Source organism: Thermosporothrix hazakensis (assembly GCF_003253565.1).
Taxonomy (GTDB): Bacteria; Chloroflexota; Ktedonobacteria; order Ktedonobacterales; family Ktedonobacteraceae; genus Thermosporothrix; species Thermosporothrix hazakensis.
Map to the genome: position 1 here is coordinate 1 of NZ_QKUF01000012.1, position 17223 is coordinate 17223.

Annotated in this window: 16 protein-coding genes and 1 pseudogene; 9 read left to right on the forward strand and 8 right to left on the reverse strand. The window is 54.3% G+C overall.

Annotated features, from left to right (window positions below; translation table 11 throughout):
- The 4 genes and pseudogenes from EI42_RS17005 to EI42_RS17020 form a co-directional block, all read right to left on the reverse strand.
- Positions 1–245 (reverse strand): annotated as a pseudogene (locus tag EI42_RS17005) (RNA-guided endonuclease InsQ/TnpB family protein); the annotation flags it as partial.
- Between the two features lie 88 nt (positions 246–333).
- Entirely contained in the window at positions 334–501 is a 168-nt protein-coding gene (locus EI42_RS32630) for a hypothetical protein (RefSeq protein ID WP_170142703.1), read from the reverse strand.
- Positions 502–658: 157 nt separating this feature from the next.
- Complete coding sequence (locus tag EI42_RS17015; protein WP_111323827.1) at positions 659–2443, reverse strand: S53 family peptidase; 1785 nt, start codon at positions 2441–2443, stop codon at positions 659–661.
- A gap of 199 nt (positions 2444–2642) precedes the next feature.
- Positions 2643–3095, reverse strand: a complete 453-nt coding sequence (locus tag EI42_RS17020; protein ID WP_111323828.1) for an RrF2 family transcriptional regulator — start codon at positions 3093–3095, stop codon at positions 2643–2645.
- Positions 3096–3316: 221 nt separating this feature from the next.
- On the opposite strand from EI42_RS17020, the gene hmpA reads away from it, so the two are divergent.
- The 4 genes from hmpA (at position 3317) to EI42_RS17040 (ending at position 7551) form a co-directional block, all read left to right on the forward strand.
- Complete coding sequence (gene hmpA / locus EI42_RS17025; RefSeq protein ID WP_111323829.1) at positions 3317–4558, forward strand: NO-inducible flavohemoprotein; 1242 nt, start codon at positions 3317–3319, stop codon at positions 4556–4558.
- Between the two features lie 140 nt (positions 4559–4698).
- Complete coding sequence (locus EI42_RS17030) at positions 4699–5928, forward strand: glycosyltransferase (protein WP_111323830.1); 1230 nt, start codon at positions 4699–4701, stop codon at positions 5926–5928.
- A 232-nt stretch (positions 5929–6160) separates the two neighbouring features.
- The gene (locus EI42_RS17035; protein WP_111323831.1) at positions 6161–6805 is read left to right on the forward strand and encodes a transglycosylase SLT domain-containing protein; all 645 of its coding nucleotides are present in this window, start codon (positions 6161–6163) and stop codon (positions 6803–6805) included.
- 98 nt (positions 6806–6903) lie between these two features.
- A complete protein-coding gene (locus EI42_RS17040) occupies positions 6904–7551 on the forward strand; it encodes a DUF4291 domain-containing protein (protein WP_111323832.1) in 648 nt (215 codons plus the stop codon).
- A 130-nt stretch (positions 7552–7681) separates the two neighbouring features.
- Here the strand turns inward: EI42_RS17040 and EI42_RS17045 are convergent, their stop codons facing one another.
- A complete protein-coding gene (locus tag EI42_RS17045) occupies positions 7682–8428 on the reverse strand; it encodes a UTRA domain-containing protein (RefSeq protein ID WP_111323833.1) in 747 nt (248 codons plus the stop codon).
- Positions 8429–8580: 152 nt separating this feature from the next.
- Positions 8581–9849, reverse strand: a complete 1269-nt coding sequence (locus EI42_RS17050; RefSeq protein WP_111323834.1) for a helix-turn-helix domain-containing protein — start codon at positions 9847–9849, stop codon at positions 8581–8583.
- 189 nt (positions 9850–10038) lie between these two features.
- Here EI42_RS17050 and EI42_RS17055 point away from each other — a divergent pair, with 189 nt between their 5' ends.
- Together EI42_RS17055 and EI42_RS17060 are read left to right on the forward strand one after the other, a co-directional pair.
- Positions 10039–10467, forward strand: a complete 429-nt coding sequence (locus EI42_RS17055) for a hypothetical protein (RefSeq protein ID WP_111323835.1) — start codon at positions 10039–10041, stop codon at positions 10465–10467.
- An 82-nt stretch (positions 10468–10549) separates the two neighbouring features.
- Positions 10550–10768, forward strand: coding sequence for an SH3 domain-containing protein (locus EI42_RS17060; protein WP_111323836.1), 219 nt, complete (start codon positions 10550–10552; stop codon positions 10766–10768).
- Between the two features lie 120 nt (positions 10769–10888).
- Here EI42_RS17060 and nagZ read toward each other — a convergent pair whose 3' ends face one another.
- The gene (nagZ, locus tag EI42_RS17065) at positions 10889–12592 is read right to left on the reverse strand and encodes a beta-N-acetylhexosaminidase (RefSeq protein ID WP_111323837.1); all 1704 of its coding nucleotides are present in this window, start codon (positions 12590–12592) and stop codon (positions 10889–10891) included.
- Positions 12593–12909: 317 nt separating this feature from the next.
- Positions 12910–13488 carry a glycerol-3-phosphate responsive antiterminator gene (locus EI42_RS17070; protein ID WP_111323838.1) on the reverse strand — a complete coding sequence of 193 codons (579 nt, stop codon included), beginning with the start codon at positions 13486–13488 and terminating at the stop codon, positions 12910–12912.
- Between the two features lie 399 nt (positions 13489–13887).
- On the opposite strand from EI42_RS17070, the gene EI42_RS17075 reads away from it, so the two are divergent.
- The 3 genes from EI42_RS17075 (at position 13888) to EI42_RS17085 (ending at position 17107) form a co-directional block, all read left to right on the forward strand.
- Positions 13888–14460 (forward strand): glycerol-3-phosphate responsive antiterminator, encoded by a 573-nt coding sequence (locus tag EI42_RS17075; RefSeq protein ID WP_170142704.1) that lies wholly within the window; start codon positions 13888–13890, stop codon positions 14458–14460.
- A 160-nt stretch (positions 14461–14620) separates the two neighbouring features.
- Positions 14621–16114: a glycerol kinase GlpK gene (gene glpK / locus EI42_RS17080; protein ID WP_111323840.1), complete on the forward strand. Its 1494-nt coding sequence runs from the start codon at positions 14621–14623 to the stop codon at positions 16112–16114.
- 102 nt (positions 16115–16216) lie between these two features.
- A complete protein-coding gene (locus EI42_RS17085; RefSeq protein WP_111323841.1) occupies positions 16217–17107 on the forward strand; it encodes an MIP/aquaporin family protein in 891 nt (296 codons plus the stop codon).
- The last annotated feature ends 116 nt before the right edge of the window (positions 17108–17223 follow it).

Consider the following 17223-nt stretch of genomic DNA (forward strand, 5'->3'; position numbering starts at 1 on the left):
CGGGAGATGGCAGCCCACGCCCGATCAGCGGCAGCTTGCCGGGCCTGCGAGTTGAGGGAGAGCGCAAAAGGGAACTGTCTGGCCAGCACAGCGCAATACCGCTGCAGATCATTCCTGGAGACGCCACGTGCATCCATCCAGAGGCGCAGGCATTTGTTGCGAATGAATTGGGTGGTGCGGATGGCTTCCTCGATGGCGGCGAATTGCGCCTTCGACCCATCGAGCTTGTATTCGTAGATCAGCATCCCTTGCTCCTTGTTCGTCCTCACTATCTTCGCGTATCCTAACACAACGATTGTCTTCTGTCAAGCGAAGGGGAACGTTCTGCCTCTGCTAGCTTCCTGCGCCATCCATCCCCTTGGCTGAAGCTAGGGGCCTTCTGCCGCTTTTTGGTAACTCCTTTGCCGTATACAGCAGCACATGATAGGGCAGTTTCGCCGCCTCCTGCTGCACTCGATCGCTTTCCAGAATCTTTGCCGTATCCTTGATAAAAATATCCATTGCCCTCGCACTGCCCGCAGGCAGGAAAAGGCGTATCAGGAGAAAGACAGGGAAAAGAAAGAGAAATAATTTTGACAGGCGGAACCCGCCCATAGTGTTTGCCTCCTGACAGAAGAGAAAAGAGGAGCTCGCTGGCCCCCCTCTTCTCACAATATCATCACTTCTTCATGTCTTTCAGCATGGCTGTAAGGACATCATACAGCCTGCTGGTATTGGGCGAGCCAAGCCCGGTCGTGAAATCCCAACCCGGACCGGCTTTATAGTACAGGTTATCGCCCTCAACGATATCGTAGAAAGCAGGATCTCCGCCGCTCTTACTGGCTGCCTGGTAGAGTGTCGAGGGGCCGTAGAAGAAGTAACCGGTATTATGGGCCAGCGCCTGATTGATCACGGCAAAGGTGGCAGCCCAGATCGGCGTAGCTGCGCTGGTACCGAAGCCGGTGTACCACTGCCCATGATAATGAATGGCAAGATTGGTTGCTGCCGCAGCCACATCGGGCAACTGGCGGCTACCGTTCGACTGCTTGTTCTGGACCCCGGCTCCCTGCTGCCATTTTGGACGGTCAAAGAGCGTGCTCAGGCCACCACCGGAGCCCCAGGTATTCTTACAGGCCGCTGGATCAGGATTCGGGTCACGCCATGTCACCTCGCTTGCGCGGCCATTTCCGTTCGAGGTAAGCTGCGTGCCGCCAACCGCGATCGCCCAGGGCACCGAAGCCGGAAAAATCACATCCAGCTTATCATATTTTGACATACTCCCATATGCGCCGCAATCGCCGCTGATGACGAAAACGCTCATATGGTTAACCTGTGTCAGGGTGCGAATGGCCTCCGTTTCGGCGTCAATCTGGCTCTGCACTACCTGCGCCTCAGCAGACCCCCAACTCAGCGAGACCATTTGAATATTCTTATCCTGTTCGCTGTCCTCGCTGATCTGATTCAGCACGTTTGCCATCGCATAGCCGGTATTTCGCGACTGGTACACCTTGATATCCGCGTCAGGAGCCAGACCGGCGATCATCTCGATATCCATCACCGTCTCGAAACCGTAATCGGCATCATGTGAGCTCTCATGGTCAGGAGCCGGTCCAACCGTGGTCACGGTCAGCTTGCCCCGATAGCCAACACAGTCAAGATACGGCCTGACATCATCGGGATTGAAGGGCTCAAACTCGGGCAGGTAGATGGTGACCCCCTTACCAGTCCAGCCGTTCTGATAAAAGCCTGCAAGCCCATAGGCGCCTGCAACCGTGTTCCAATTCACGATTTCGGGCGGAACATCACAGCCTGCCTGGTTCTTCTGTAACTGCTTCGCCGATAGAGGTTTGAACTGCTTCAATGAAGCCGACTTTTGAGGAGCCTGACTGAAATCTTCCAGGCCGGTAATAGCGACAACACGGTCAAGAATAAATTTGGGGATCATCGGGTCTTTTTCGGGTGCGAAGAACTTCTTCCCGTTCAGCTCGCGATAGACGAACTTCGTTTGCAGCAGGTTCCCCAGAGAACCCGTCTTCGTTTTGACTTTCAGCGTGGTGTGCAGCTTTCCAAGCTCTAAGGTTGCATTATCAACGCCGAAATATTGCTTTACCAGCGCATAATCTTCATCGCTAATGCCAAGCTTTTTCGCCTCTTTGTCAAGGTCAACAGAGTCGCCGGGCTTGCCCTTGCCATCACCTCCGATCTCATCCAGAACCTTATCATCGGTCTTGAACATCACGGTGATATCAATCGGTGTGTCGGCAGGCACATCGCCCACAACAGGCGCTTTTTTTGCCTCGGGAGGCAGGCCGATATCATACGCAACACGCTGAAACTCAGGGTTCGGTGTTGGCTTTGGCTGATTGCTCTGGTCGCCCTCTCCACAGGCTGCCAGCAGTGGAACCAGCAGCACGAACAGCAGGAGCAAACCGGGCCACCGGAACAGATGCCCTTTTTGTCGCATGGGAACCCCCTTGATTTTCTTTCTTCCCTGAAATACGGAGGTCAAAGAGACGCCCGTACTCTTGTCGCAGCATAACACCCTTGCGGCAGACAGGCTGTTAGGCAGTTAACAGAATGCGCGCTTTGACACGTTCTTCTCGGGAACTCCCATTATAGCAGACAAAGGGACATCACAGAATGCTCACAAAATGAGCCCGGTTTCATGATATTTCTATAAGCTTTTGCTCAAAAAGCTGTTCATACATCTCACGATCCTGAATAAGGTCTGCAAGCGTATAGTTATCCAGTACCCGAAAGAAGGCGGCCATTGCTTCCTGGAAAACTCCCCGCAACTGGCAGACCGGCGAGAGCAGACAGCGGTTTGTTTGCTGATGAAAGCATTCAACAATGTAAAAATCTTCCTCTGTCATGCGAACCAACGCCCCGATATTGATTTCTTCCGGCTTCTTCTTCAATCGAAGCCCGCCTTTATGACCCCGAATCGTCTCAATATATTCCAGTTTTCCCAGCTTATGCACGATTTTCATTAAATGATTCTGCGATATTGCATATACTGTCGCGATTTCCTGGATATTCGCTAACTTCCCTTCAGGAAGACAGGAAAGATACAGTAAGGTTCGCAACGCGTAATCTGTTTGGTACGTCAGTCGCATTCCTTTTCATTTGCTCCCTTATTTCTTTATAAAGCATCTTCTCATGTTGAATACAGGCTTTTCCTCTTCACACCCGTTTGCAGTGCCGCCAGCCATTCAATGATCACTATTATACGTTTCTGGTTTCATTCTTTCTACCCCTTGCATCAGCTTATCAAAATGCGATATAGTTTCGATTGTAAGATATATATAAGATACATCTTTAGAAAGGACTCAGAGACATGGCCTTACAGAGAGAAGAGATCCAACTTGTTGCATCACTTGTCCCTGTCTTGAAAGCACACGGGTCAGAGATTACGACTCGTTTCTATAACATGATGTTTACAGCACATCCTGAGCTTTTGAATATCTTCAACCATTCGAACCAGCGCGATGGTCTCCAGCAGCAGGCACTGGCAAGCTCCGTCTATGCCGCAGCCGCGCATATCGACAACCTGGATGCTATCGAGCCTGTCGTGCAGCATATCGCGCATAAGCATTGCAGCCTGAATGTACAGCCCGAGCATTATCCGATTGTTGGCAAGTATCTCACGTTGGCTCTCAAAGACGTTCTGGGAAATGCCGTCACCCCTGAGGTTGAGCGCGTCTGGCTCAAGGCCTATGATGTCATCGCTGATTACTTCATTCGGATGGAGCAGGATATTTACCGCTCGGTTGCCGGGAGCAAGGGCGGCTGGACCGGCTTTCGCCCGTTCATCATTCGCCGCAAGGTCCAGGAGTGCACAGACATTCTCTCGCTCACCCTGGAGCCAGAGGACGGCCAGCCGATCATGACGCATCAGCCCGGGCAGTACATTACCGTCAAAGTGCAGAAAGATGGCTACAGCCACCTGCGCCAGTATAGCCTGATCTCGGCTCCCGGAAAATCCTATTATCGCATCGGGGTAAAGCTGGAACGCGACAACACTGAAAAAGCCGGTATTGTCTCTTCCTCACTGCATTACGATTTCAATGAGGGTGATCGCATCGAGATCAGTGCCCCCTATGGCGCCTTCACGCTTGATCCCCATGCCTCCACAGACGTGCTGCTGCTGGCCGGTGGCGTGGGCATTACGCCGCTGCTTGGCATGGCACGAGCGATCGCTGAAGAGAACCCGGGACGCCGGGTCACGCTCTTACATGCCGTACGCGAAAAAGCCTATCATGCCTTCGGTGAGGAAATCAACGAGCTGGTCGCCGCACATCCCTCGTTCTCGGCCACGACGCTCTATGAACGCTGCACCGACGCAGATCGACAGGCCGGCATCACAGCGGGACGCATCACGCTCGACTGGCTTCGGGAGCATGCTGGACAGCATATGGATGTCTACCTCTGTGGGCCACGCCCCTTTATGACGGCGGTCCTTTCGATGTTGCAGGAGATCAACCACCCTGCGTCACAGATTCACCTGGAAGTCTTTGGCCCTGCCCTCTCGTTCCCGCAACCCGAAGCACCCTGCAAGACAACATCGTCTGTACACTAGCTCACTTCTCGGGAAGCGAGCCCTCTCCGCTCGCTTCCTTCTCCCTCTGGCGCCATCGTCGCCCCTGGCCTACAATAGAGGAATCCTTTTCAACTCTGTAATACAATGTCAGAAATGGCACCAATGCAAAGGAGATCTCTATGTCCAGCAAGCGCGTCCGTATCCTTGCGATGGGTACGCGTGATGATGTGCAACCATATCTTTCCCTTGCGACCCACCTCAAGCAAGAAGGCTTTCCTGTCTCGGTTGGCACCACCAACGACCTCAGAAGCTTTGTTGAATCCTACGATCTACGCTGTGTCACGACCGGAAGGCCACTTCAGGAGGTTGTGCGCGAGCTGATGCAGCGCGAAGGACGGCAGAACGCCCGCCGGGTCTTCTTTCAGGCGCTGCTCGATACCGCCTACCAGCTCTCGGAAAACACCGATGTGCTGGTCTATTCGTCCGCAACCACGCTCGCGGCTCCCCATATCGCAGAAAAGCTTCAGGTTCCCGCGATTCCCGCGTTAACGCAGCCTTATTTGACGCCTACTGACGCTTTCCCGGCTCAGGGAATGCCCGCGCTCCCTCTGGGGCCCGGTTACAACACCTTCTCCTATTCGCTCCTGGATTCGCTGTCCTGGTTCTTTACCCGCTCGCTTATTAACAAGTGGCGGCGGAAGTCGCTCGGGCTACGTGCGTATCGGGGAGCGCGTACCCCGTTTGTCGGGCAGCGCCAGAGCGGAGCCCCGATTCTCTATGGCTTCAGCCCGCTGGTAGTCCCGGCTCATTGGGAGGAGAACGTGCACGTAACCGGCTATTGGTTCCAGCCCGCGCCGCAGAACTGGCAGCCCTCGCGAGAGCTTGAGCAGTTTCTTGAGCAGGGCCCGCCTGTCCTGATCCATCCCGGCAGCATGCCACCGACCTCCATTCGGCGCATCGTCCGCAGCTTTACCGAAGCGCTGCAAAAAAGCGGCATCCGCGCTATCTTGATTCAGAACGGCGTCTTTCCGGCAGAGGAGCTTCCCGAGAACGTGCTTGTCAGCGAGCCAGTGCCCTATGAGTGGTTGCTTCCACGTGTCTCGGCAGCCGTGCACTACGCGGGTTCCTATATCAGCGGGGCCTGCCTGCGTCATGGCGTCCCCTCGCTGACTATCCCCTATCGCGTCGATCAGCCCTTCTGGGCCGCTCGCATCGCCGCCCTCGGGGCCGGAATGGAACCGCTTTCCTATCGCAAACTGGATGCCCAGACCCTGATGACCGCCCTCGAAACGCTGCGCACAGATCAGGCACTCAAGCAGAGAGCAGTCGAGGTGAGCAAGCAGCTACAGCAAGAAGAGGGTGCGGCAGCCGCGGCCCGCCTGATTGGCGCATACCTCAAGCAATTGTAGCCCATGCAGGGCCTTCTGCTTCGCCGCTGACAGAAGGTCCTGCTCGTTCTGCTGTTTCTTCTACAAAAACTTCTTCTGCTGAACTATCTGGTTAATTTTGGCTATATTTCGCACGCTTTCATTGATCGAAGTTGATTTTCGCTGTATGGTGTTACAGAACGCATCAACGCATGGCAGGCATACTGAGTTCTGTAGCAAGGATTACCGCAACGCCTGACTTCAGAAAGGAGCAATGTTGAAAGAACATAAGAATGAGAGGACGACCGCGCAACAGCAGGGCTTCAAAGGCTTTAAAAAGAGCCACATCCTGCTGACCTGTCTCGCAGCCGTGGTAGTTGCCGCTCTGGGAACCGGGTTCAGCCTCTTCGCATCGAGAGGGACCCCTGCTCCCACACCAAAGAGCACCGAACCACGCACCACCCATATGACAACCCTGCCCTTCGATATGCCCGATAATCCCGGCGTCAAGATGCAACAGGACGACACTATCAGCACTGCGGAAAATCTGTTGCCAACGCCGACACCAAGCCCGACGCCAAGTCCATCACCCGAGCCAAGCCCGACACAGGTACCCTCTCCAGTCGCAACCACACCACCACCGGTCAGCGGCCCCGAAGGCATCAAATCTATTATTCTCTCGGTTTTCGGCTCCTATGGAGATGCCGCGATCCGTGTCGCTCAGTGTGAGTCCGGGCTGAATCCAAATGCACAAAATCCGTCCGGCGCTTCAGGACTGTTCCAGATCATGCCGGGCACCTGGGCAGGTACTCCCTACGCGGGACAGAGTATTTTCGATCCGACCGCAAATGCACAGGCCGCATACTATCTTTTCAAGAACGACGGATACACCTGGAAACAATGGTCCTGTAAACCATAACGTTCTCATCAACTCCTCCTTGCTTCATGGCGTTTGTTTGTTATGAAAGAAGCGCTTGCCCGCCGCGGCGCTTCTTTTTTTCTCTCTGGAGACATACGATGCAGCTTCAAACAACTTCCTATCTTCAACAACTCGACAAATGGCCCGAAGAGGGACGCCACATCCTCGCGCAATATGATGAGCAGTGTGTAGTCGTCTATCAGGCCTACAAGCCCGCTATCGGCCATTTTGCGGCAACTCATGGCTATTTTGGTGGCGAATTCCGCCTGGAGCGCACGAGCTGGATCAAGCCAAACTTTCTCTGGATGATGTATCGCAGCAAATGGGGCACATCGCCACAGCAGGAGGTCGTGCTTGCGATCTCGCTGAAACGCGCCTTCTTTGATGAGCTGCTCACGCAAGCGGTTCACTCGTCCTATCGCTCCGACATCTATCCCGATGAGGCCGCATGGTACGAGCAATTACATCACTCTCAGGTCGTCTTGCAATGGGACCCCGATCATGCTCCGAATGGCGATCGTCTTCCCCGACGCGCTCTACAACTGGGATTACGTGGAAACACGCTTGCCCGTTACGCGAAAGAGGAGATTGCGGCGATAGAAGATATTTCTGCCTTTGTTGCAGAGCAGCGAGCCTTCGTTCAGGCGAACGCGCTTGCACAGCTTCAGGTGCCTCGTGAACGCGTGTATCCCGCACCAACACCTGAGGTAGCCGCACGGCTCAAACTCGATCCCTGGACCCACTAGCACCGATGGGATCTCCTCTCAAGCGAGCTTCATCCCCTGGCGTACGTCAGGGGCTTTTTAATGCATGTCGGATACAGACTTGATACAATTGTATGTGCTGCTTATCAGTTACAGTGAGCAAAAACGTATGCTACAGGACTTCTTCGCTGGTTAACAGGCTGGTTCTCGTTCTCTGCCCGATGGACACATCATACTCATGCTGATGAACGAACCAGTTTCCCAGAAGAACCATGTCAGAGAACAGGATGAGCGTTTGCTTATCTCTCGTATAGGATGCCCGCTGCAAGATAAGTACCGGCTCATCGGCAGGAAGTTGAAAGAGATTTTGTTCATCGAGCGTTGTCATGCGAGCGCTGTAGATGTCTTTCGCACGCCCGACGACAAGACCGTGCTTCTCTCTGATATATTCAACAATGTGGTCTACTGTACCCTGCTTCAAGGGTTCTATGATGTCTCTGACCAGCTCCACCGGATAGTAGGTATCCCATGCGCAAATCACGGTACGGTCTATCCTGCTCAAACGCGAGCGCTTGACGAATTGCTGATCGGCAGGGAGATGAAACCGCTCTACAGCGTCTTCAGGAAGCGTCGTCACCTCAATGCTCCGAAGCTCTGTCTCTGCCCCATACTGCGCCCGAGCAAAAGCCGTCCAGCTACCAAACATCCCTGTAATGGCGATAGATGCTTTACGAAGCGGCTTCCCGGCTTTTAAGGCAAGCACATCCCTTTTCCTGTACCAGGGTTTCTTCTTCCCCTCGAAGCGGTACGCCTGAAGGTTGGGTTTGATACTCGTATAGAAAAGTTTCTTTGATGCAGCAAGTTCTTCCATTACCTCTTCAGTTTCTAGATACTCCTCGCCATCGACTATTTTCGACATATATGCCTGCTTCCTTTCTTCATTATTCCTTGCGGAAGGATCGCTGCCTCTATACTAGAATATTGCCTTCCTGAGAGCACGCCGGGCGGCCTCTGAACTTGCTTTTCCTCTCGGGAGAAGCCGGGAGCCTCTCATACTCCCGGCCAATATGTTTACATTTGTTGTTGTTTGAGTTCCTCATACACGCGTGCCACACGGGCAAGGTTAAGCTGCGATTTCATTTCGCGGGCCTTTTGCTCAGCACGGGCCGTGAGCAGCAGCGCTTCCTCGATATTGCCTTTCTTGGCGGCAAGATCTGCCTCGTAGGTATCAAGGATCATGGCACGACGTGGCATCACCTTTGACAGCTCTCGGGCTTCCTCAATGGCCTGAGCGCAGGCGGAGGGGTCATTGACGAGGGCCATCGTGCGGCGCAAGGCAAGAAAGTCCTCCCCCAAGATGGGGAGCTGGCTAATGCTGTCAACTGAACCTGCAACCTGGGGAAAGAGCTTTTCCGCCCGAGAGAGCATTTTCGCGCCATAATGGGTGCCCTCACCGATGCCCGGAGGCGCGCTGTAGTGGATCGTACCGGCTTCCAGTGCCAGGCGATAGAGGATATTCAGCGGCAGGTGGTTGATCTTGAGCGCAAGGCCGATCTGCGTGACAGCCTCGCCATACAGCTCGATTTCGCGGAAGGCCTCGGCACGGTGGTAGTGGGCGAGCGCGCGCTTGATGGCGCTATCGCCCGCGAGATCAATGCAGGCCTGGGAGTGGACATGAATGGCATGAAAGTTATAGTCCTCGCGGGCAATGAGCAGCGCCAGAGCGTGATAGCGGTAGAGCATGGTTCTGGTCTCGCTGTCCTGCTCAAGCAACTTGAGCTGCGCTATCTGCTGCTCTACCTCTTGAAGCGCGGACGCTCCCTTGTAATAATACGTTTTGTACAATGTATCGAGTCTATCTTGATACATTTGCATATCCACCTTCTGCACGAGCTGTTTCATCGGGATCGAGGCATCAGCCAGACCCATCAGAGTGGGTGGAATTCCCAGAAGCAAAGAGAGAGCCTTTCGTCTGCGCATATTGTCGAGTCCTTCCCCTTTGTTTTCAAGCCGTGATACAAATTCAACAGAGCGGTCCATCTTTTCCGCCAGCGCCTCCTGTGAGATCCTGCGTGCTTTGCGTCGCTTCGCAATCTCACGCCCGATCTCGATCGGGGGACGCTCGATCAGCGAGAGTCCCAGGAGGTGGGGAGGAATAGCAAGGACCTGCGAGAGCTGGCGTAACAGAGCATAGGAATTGAGAAGGTCACCCTTGCCCTGAAAGATGTAATACACCTGTCGCTCTTTCAAGCCGAGAGCCCGGGCAATGGCCGGATATGAGATTCTTTGCCGTTGCTTATACGCTTTAAGCGTCGTTGCTATCTGTTTCCACTCCAACATAGAAACCAACCTTCTAAGCATTGAACACTTTCCACTCCTCATAGTATATCACAAAGCTCTTTGCATTGTATGAGCTAAAAGTGCAGGGTGCAGAGAAGATTGTTGGCAGAAGCGAGATAGATAAGTATCATAGAAGGTAGAGGGCAACACAAAGGAGTGGCTTATAAAAGATGAAGAGGAGATTGTAAGATGAAATTGCCCGTTCACGAATTTCGCTTGTTAAAAGGAGTGCTAGTAGCACTTCTGGCAAAGATGCCACAAAACAGCTTTTTACAGAGTCTTTATCACCAGATGAGCCTTGTGAGGATCGAGGACGCGTCGGAGCCCGTCGAGCTGAAAGTGAGTGAAGGGGAAGTGGCCGCGCTGGTGGGGTATACCCGAGAGTACGCCGCCACGCTGCCCCAGCACTACCCGCAGTCGCACCGCGAGATGCAGGCGGCGCTTGCCGGCGTCATTCGACACATGCAGTATCAGCGCTGCGAGTTCTGTGGCAGCATGGACCTGTATTCATTCATTCAGATATCATGTTACAACATTCCCCTTTCGGGAACCTGTAGAGTCTGCTTTTATCGCCCCTTGCAAGAGCTCTACATAATGCGAAACCACCTCCACCTATGAGGGGACTTCCCTCAAGCCGTGTATTCGTAGTGGGAGGGATCACGCATCCCTCCTTATACCAACATGTTGTCAGGAGGAAGTCATGAAGAGCGAAGCATATGAATCCAGATATGAATACACTATCAAAGCGGGAGATCTCGTTCTATTCGAGGGCAACAACCCTGAGGAGGCGCGGCAGGCCTATTTGCGTGCGGGACGAGACGAGAGATACTACGCCTGCAAAATCTATTTCTTGCATCGGGGAAAGGTAACACATACGTTTTTGGAGCGGGTAGGCTACCGCCCCTCCGATAAAAGATAGTTTCCCCTCATCTTTTTCTGTTGGAGTCCCGGTCGAACTGCCGGGACTCTTTTCACCTTCCATTCCTTCTCTCGCTCTTCTTCCCCTGAAAGCGGAGAAGAGCGTGTTCGATCTAGAAGACTATCCTGCCTCTTTTTCCTGTAATTCCAGCTTGTCCTGTACTCTAGACGACTGCAAGCCAAAAGAGAAGCGCTTGCGCCCCGGCGGGATATCGGGCAGCGAAACCGGCAACTGCCCCTGAGGAGCAATCTCGCCAAAAAGAACCCGTGCCAGAGCCTCCAGAGCGGGCGGAGTATACTCATAGGTTGTCAGGTACGTGCTAAGACGCGGAAAAGCCAGCAGATCATAGGGGAACATGCCGGCAATACCAATGACAGGCTTGTTCGATTGCAACACTTCCTGCATCAACATAGCCTGCTGTGGATCGAGATTGGCATTGACCGTCACCATAATGACCAGAGCCGCTTCATGGACCGCCCGCTGAATCTCCCGGTAGGCGCTACTGATTGCGGTTGGATCGAAACACAGTATGCGCACATTTGCATGGCGTAAACGAATATACTCGCCTAGCAGCGCAATCGGGTACACCCGGTCGGAGATCTGAGACCACGCCTCTTTGCGCGGATACACCACCAGAATGCGCTGCTCGGGCTTGAGGTTCAGCGGGATCAGCCCTTTCGTATCTTTGACCAGCGTCGTCGAGAGCTCGTAGACCTTCTCACTCAGCTCACGATGCAGATCGCTGCCCACACAGATCATAGCCTGATCGTTTGTCAGCGCCTCTTCCCAGGACAGAGCCCGGGCCTTGAGCCGCAAGACGCGCCCGGCAGCCTCGCGCAAGCGTTCCTCCGAGAGATAGCCGGTTTGCAGCGCCCGGCGAATCGCCTCAACCGCCTGTAGCTGCCGCGAGTAGGTGTGCGAGATCAGCAGCAGATCGGACCCGGCCTTCAACGCATCAACCGTACCGGCCTCGATACCGACCGTATCAATAATGGCATCCATTTCCAGACAGTCAGTCACAACCAGTCCGCCGAAGCCCAGTTGCTCACGAAGCAGATGTTGCAGCACATGCGAAGAGAGCGTTGCAGGCAACGACTCATCCCCGGTCAGGGCGGGGAAGGAAATATGAGCGGTCATGACCGCATCGGCACCGGCCTCAATGCCATAGCGGAAAGGAACCAGCTCAACGCGTTGCAGATGTTCCAACGAATGCAGAATAGTTGGCAGTGCATAGTGAGAATCGACCGCCGTATCACCGTGACCCGGGAAGTGCTTCAGACAGGTAATCACGCCCGCGCTGGCAAACCCCTTTACGGTCGCCACGCCCAGACGAGCGACCTGCATTGGATCCTCGCCGAAAGCGCGATTCCCGATAATGGGATTGTCGGGATTATTGTTGACATCGATGACGGGAGCAAAATTCATATTGATGCCCAGAGCTTTCATCTCCTGCCCCACAGCCTGAGCCACATCATAGACGATCTGCTCTGAATCGATTGCGCCTAGCGCCATATTTCCCGGAAAGATGGTTGAGCCACGCCCGAGACGCTGAATCATGCCATTTTCCTGGTCATTGGAGATCAACAGCGGGAAGCGGTGCCCGGCCTCCCGTGCGCTCGTTTGCAGACTGCGAGTCAGATTGCGCAGTTGGTGCACATCTTCAGCATTGCGTGCAAAAAGCATAATAGAGCCAACATGATGCTTCTGAATCAAATCGAGAATCTCAGCGGTTGGCGTCGTCCCCGGGAAGCCTACAGAGAGCACTTGTCCAATGAGCTCATCTACCGTCATCCCTACGGTAGGGTCCTCTGATAGAAGGGACATGTGTTTAGAAATCCTTTCGTCATGTAGAAATGTCAGGTACGTCAAAGAACTCTCAGGGCTTCCTGCCCGACGGCATGTTCTTCCCTGCGTGTCCTGAACGGAGTGAGAGTTTTTTCCTCCTGATTTCTCAGCCAGATCGAATAGTCTGCCCTATTTCACCTATTCATTACCAATGATACCTTATCACAGCACAGGCAGTCTAGAGAGCAAGCGTGCTTTTTTAAGGTATTCGCAAGGCCAGAGAAGCGATTTCAGGGGGAAAAGCGCCGAAGCCGGGCAAAACATGTCGGCTCTGCCCGTTTTCGACAAAAGGCAGTTCACAGGGAGAGGTCATTCCACAGACTCGTAGTGCTGCTGCTGCATAAGATAGCACCTGCGGCCTGAATGTGCCTGACCTCTTCGGGCGTGCGGATAAAGCCGCCAGCGATAAAGGGACCGGGCAGAAGAGAACGCAGTGTAGCAGCCACTTCAGGAAAAATAATACCGGGTAACACCTCGACAAAATCAGGGGATGCATGGGCAATCGTGCGAACCCCCCGTTCCAGCGCCGAATCTTCCAGCAGCAACAGGCGCTGAATCGTCAGCAGGCCCTCGGCACGAGCCGCCGCAATCAACTGGGAGCGACTGGTGATAATGGCATCCACGCCAATTTTGCGCAAATACTTGATCCCGGCTCGGTCTTTCCCCACCCCACCAATTAAATCGATATGGACAACCACACCTTTGCCCTGCTGATGCACGCGCTCGATATAGGGTTCGAGATGAAATGCATTGCCGCGCAGCACAAAGAGCAGTGATGCCCGAGACGTCAGAGCAAGCTCCATATCCTTGCTCGTTTTCATGGCCGCGGCCAGCGGATAGCGGCTCGCCAGCTTGACAAAATCTTCTTTCCTCATAGCAGTATCCCCTGTCACCTCCTTCTCATTTCATCATACAAGAGCAAGCAGGAGTTTTCTCTTGAGTTTTTGCCAGATAGCCCTTGACAAAGAGAGCGTGAATGGACTATATTATAGTCTACAAACGCCCTATTGTACAGCTATAACGTGTAGCTGTCAGGCTTTTGCGCTGTTATGTGTACTTTTTTCTTAGAAGAGACGCAGCGCCAGTAAAGCCTTTTCCCTGCATTCCTCAGGCGAGGAGAACATCCGCAGCGGTCTCGCAAGCCCCTGTGGATTGAAAGAAAACAAGACTACGTGCCCCTATAGCGTGTGCGCAGGACAGTGAGATGAGAAGTTCTGGCCGCAAGTCTATAAGGCTTAGAGCTTATTGCTTGCTTACTGTCAGGAGAGATGCGCATGGATATAAAAGCCGCTAAAACGTCGCTTCCTCCCTCGATAACCGCGAAGATCATTCCGGTTGTCGAGAATGCTGTGCAACTGACACAGTTTATGGAACATCCTCAGGTGAAGGCAGTCGTGCTACGCCATTGCAATCTGCTCGATCTTGCCCCCCGCATTGAACGGGCGCATCAGCAAGGGCTGCTGGTGTACGTCAATATTGATCAGATTGACGGCGTCCATGCGGATGCCGATGGCCTTGCATATCTGTCCGAACGCTGTCACGTTCATGGCATCGTCTCTAACAATCCGCGCGTGCTCACTATGGGGAAGGCTCTTCACTTTCAGACGGTCCAGCGCGTTTTTGCCGTTGACTCGACTGGTCTTCAGGCATCGTTAACAACCGTCAATCTGGCCGATGTAGACCTGCTCGATATTTCACCCGCGCTGGTAGTTCCACACTTACAGGAATTTCCATTTCCGCTCCCGTTCCTGGCCTCTGGACTGATCTACACCCCGCAACAGGTGCAGGCGGTTCTCAAAGCCGGAGCACAGGGTGTTGCAGTCAGCCAGGCAGATCTCTGGCCTTGAATGCGCTCGTTGAAACAGGAGAGATAGCATCGACCGCAAGCTATCCAGAGAGCAGATAGGGACGACAGGTACACCTGTTGTCATAGAATGGAAGCGCTGTAGCTTCCCGCTACTTTGTACATCGTTGTTAATCAATGTATAGAAAGAAGGACAATGTTGTATGGCTAAGTTCGTGCTTGCCCTTGACCAGGGAACAACCAGTTCACGTGCAATCCTCTTCGATCACGATGGAGCAATCGTGAGCGTTGCACAGCAAGAATTCCCCCAGATTTACCCGGCACCCGGATTGGTTGAGCATAACCCCGAAGATATCTGGTCAAGTCAGTTAGCCGTGGCCCAGGACGTTCTGAAGAAGGCAGGGGCATCAGTTGCCGACGTGGCGGCTATCGGTATTACCAACCAGCGTGAAACAACCCTTGTCTGGGAAAAAGAGACAGGCAAACCCGTCTGTAACGCAATCGTCTGGCAGAGCCGCCTGACCGCACCTATCTGTGATGAGCTCAAGGCAAAGGGATTTGATCAGGAGATCCGCAAACGCACCGGACTGGTGACGGATGCCTATTTTTCTGGTACAAAAGTCAAATGGATTCTTGATAATGTCCCGGGTGTGCGCGAAAAAGCCGAGCGTGGCGAAGTGCTTTTCGGCACCGTGGATACCTTCCTCATCTGGCGTTTAACCAAAGGACGCGTACATATCACCGACGCAACAAACGCCTCCCGAACCCTTCTCTACAACATCTATGAGGGCGATTGGGATGATGTCATCCTTCAGGAACTGGGTGTTCCTCGCGCCATGTTGCCCGAAGTGCGTCAGTCCAGCGAAATCTACGGCGAGACGGACCCCGAATTTTTCGGCGCGCCGATCAAAATTGCCGGTATCGCGGGCGACCAGCAGGCAGCCACATTCGGTCAGGCCTGCTATGAAGTTGGCATGGCGAAGAACACCTATGGCACCGGCAGCTTCATGCTGATGAACACCGGCGCTCAGGCCGTTCCCTCAAACTGCGGCCTGCTGACTACCATCGCCTGGAAAACCGATAACAAAGTCACCTACGCGCTCGAAGGCAGCATTTTCGTCACTGGCGCAGCCGTGCAGTGGCTGCGTGACGGCCTGAAAGCGATCCATAGCAGCGCAGAAGTCGAGCCGCTGGCCGCGACCGTCGAGGACAATGGTGGGGTCTATCTGGTTCCTGCCTTCGTCGGTCTGGGCGCTCCCCACTGGGACCCCTACGCACGTGGCGCAATTATGGGCCTGACTCGCGGTTCCACGATGGGTCACGTTGCCCGCGCAACGCTTGAGTCCATGTGCTACCAGACCCGCGACGTGCTGGAAGCCATGAGCTCCGATAGCGGCGTTGAGTTGAAGGCGCTGCGCGTTGATGGCGGCGCGGTCGTCAACAACCTGCTCATGCAGTTCCAGGCCGACATTCTCGGCGTTCCTGTCCAGCGGCCGAAAGTGGCCGAAACCACCGCGCTTGGTGCGGCTTATCTGGCAGGTCTGGCCGTTGGCTTCTGGAGCAGCAAGCAGGAAGTGGCCGCCCAGTGGGCCATTGATCGCACCTTTGAGCCGCAGATGAGTGCAGAGAGGCGTGAAGAGCTCTACTCGGGCTGGAAACGCGCCGTTGAGCGCTCTCTGAATTGGGAACAGCGATAATTTTTCGGTTGCGTCAGGCTGGCCTGCAACGCGGGCCGGTCTCCGCATTCCCTTTGTTCAGCGTCTTTTTCTTGTCCTCTTACAGAAACGGAGAAGGTATTTATGGCTAGTATTGCAAAGCGTTCGCCGCTGGCCGGAACCTGGGGCGAGGCCCTCGCCGAGTTTTTCGGCACACTGGTCCTGATTCTGTTCGGTGATGGCTGTGTCGCGACATTCCAGCTCTTCACAAACACTGGCCCGAACGGGGCCGCAACGCCGTTCGCGAACTCATGGGTTGTTATTATCCTGGGTTGGGGTCTGGCAGTCATGCTCGGTATCTACGTTGCAGGCGCGATCAGTGGTGCCCACCTGAACCCGGCAGTAACGATCTCGCAGGCAGTCACCGGGCGGCTTCCCTGGCGGAAAGTCATTCCCTACATCGTGGCGCAGGTTGTTGGCGCGTTCGTTGCCGCAGGGATTCTCTACTTTGTCTACAAAGGTGCGATTGACCACGCACTCGGCGGAAAAGCGCTCGATGCAAACACCGTCAGTCAGGTTGGCGGCGTCTTCTACACCGGGAAGAAGGACTTTGTCGGCGTGTTCGGCGCCTTCGGAACCGAGCTGATCGGCACCGCGCTCCTGGTCGGTCTGATCCTGGCGATTACCGACGGACGCAATCAGCCCGTACAGGCAAACCTGAACCCGATGATCATTGGTTTCCTGATTGTCGCAATCGGTGCATCGTTCGGCCTGAACTCTGGATATGCAATCAACCCTGCCCGTGACTTCGGCCCACGCCTGTGGATGGCGCTGGTAGGCGGTGGCTTCGGGGCACTGAACGACTACACCTGGATTCCTATCGTTGCCCCGATTGTTGGCGGTATCATCGGCGCTCTCATCTATGATTTCTCAATCAGCAAGGTGCTGGCAGCGCGCCATATGGGACAATCTGGCGATACTGAAACAAAAGGCGAGGCTGTACGCGAACGCTCGCACGAGCCGTCTGTCCAATAACAGTTGTCCTCTTTACGCATGCTCGAAGCGTCTGGTTCGCCGGACGCTTCCTTTTTTATCACGAAACATGTTCAAGCAGAACCAAAAAAAAGAGCGCCCGGCATGTTTTCCCCGGG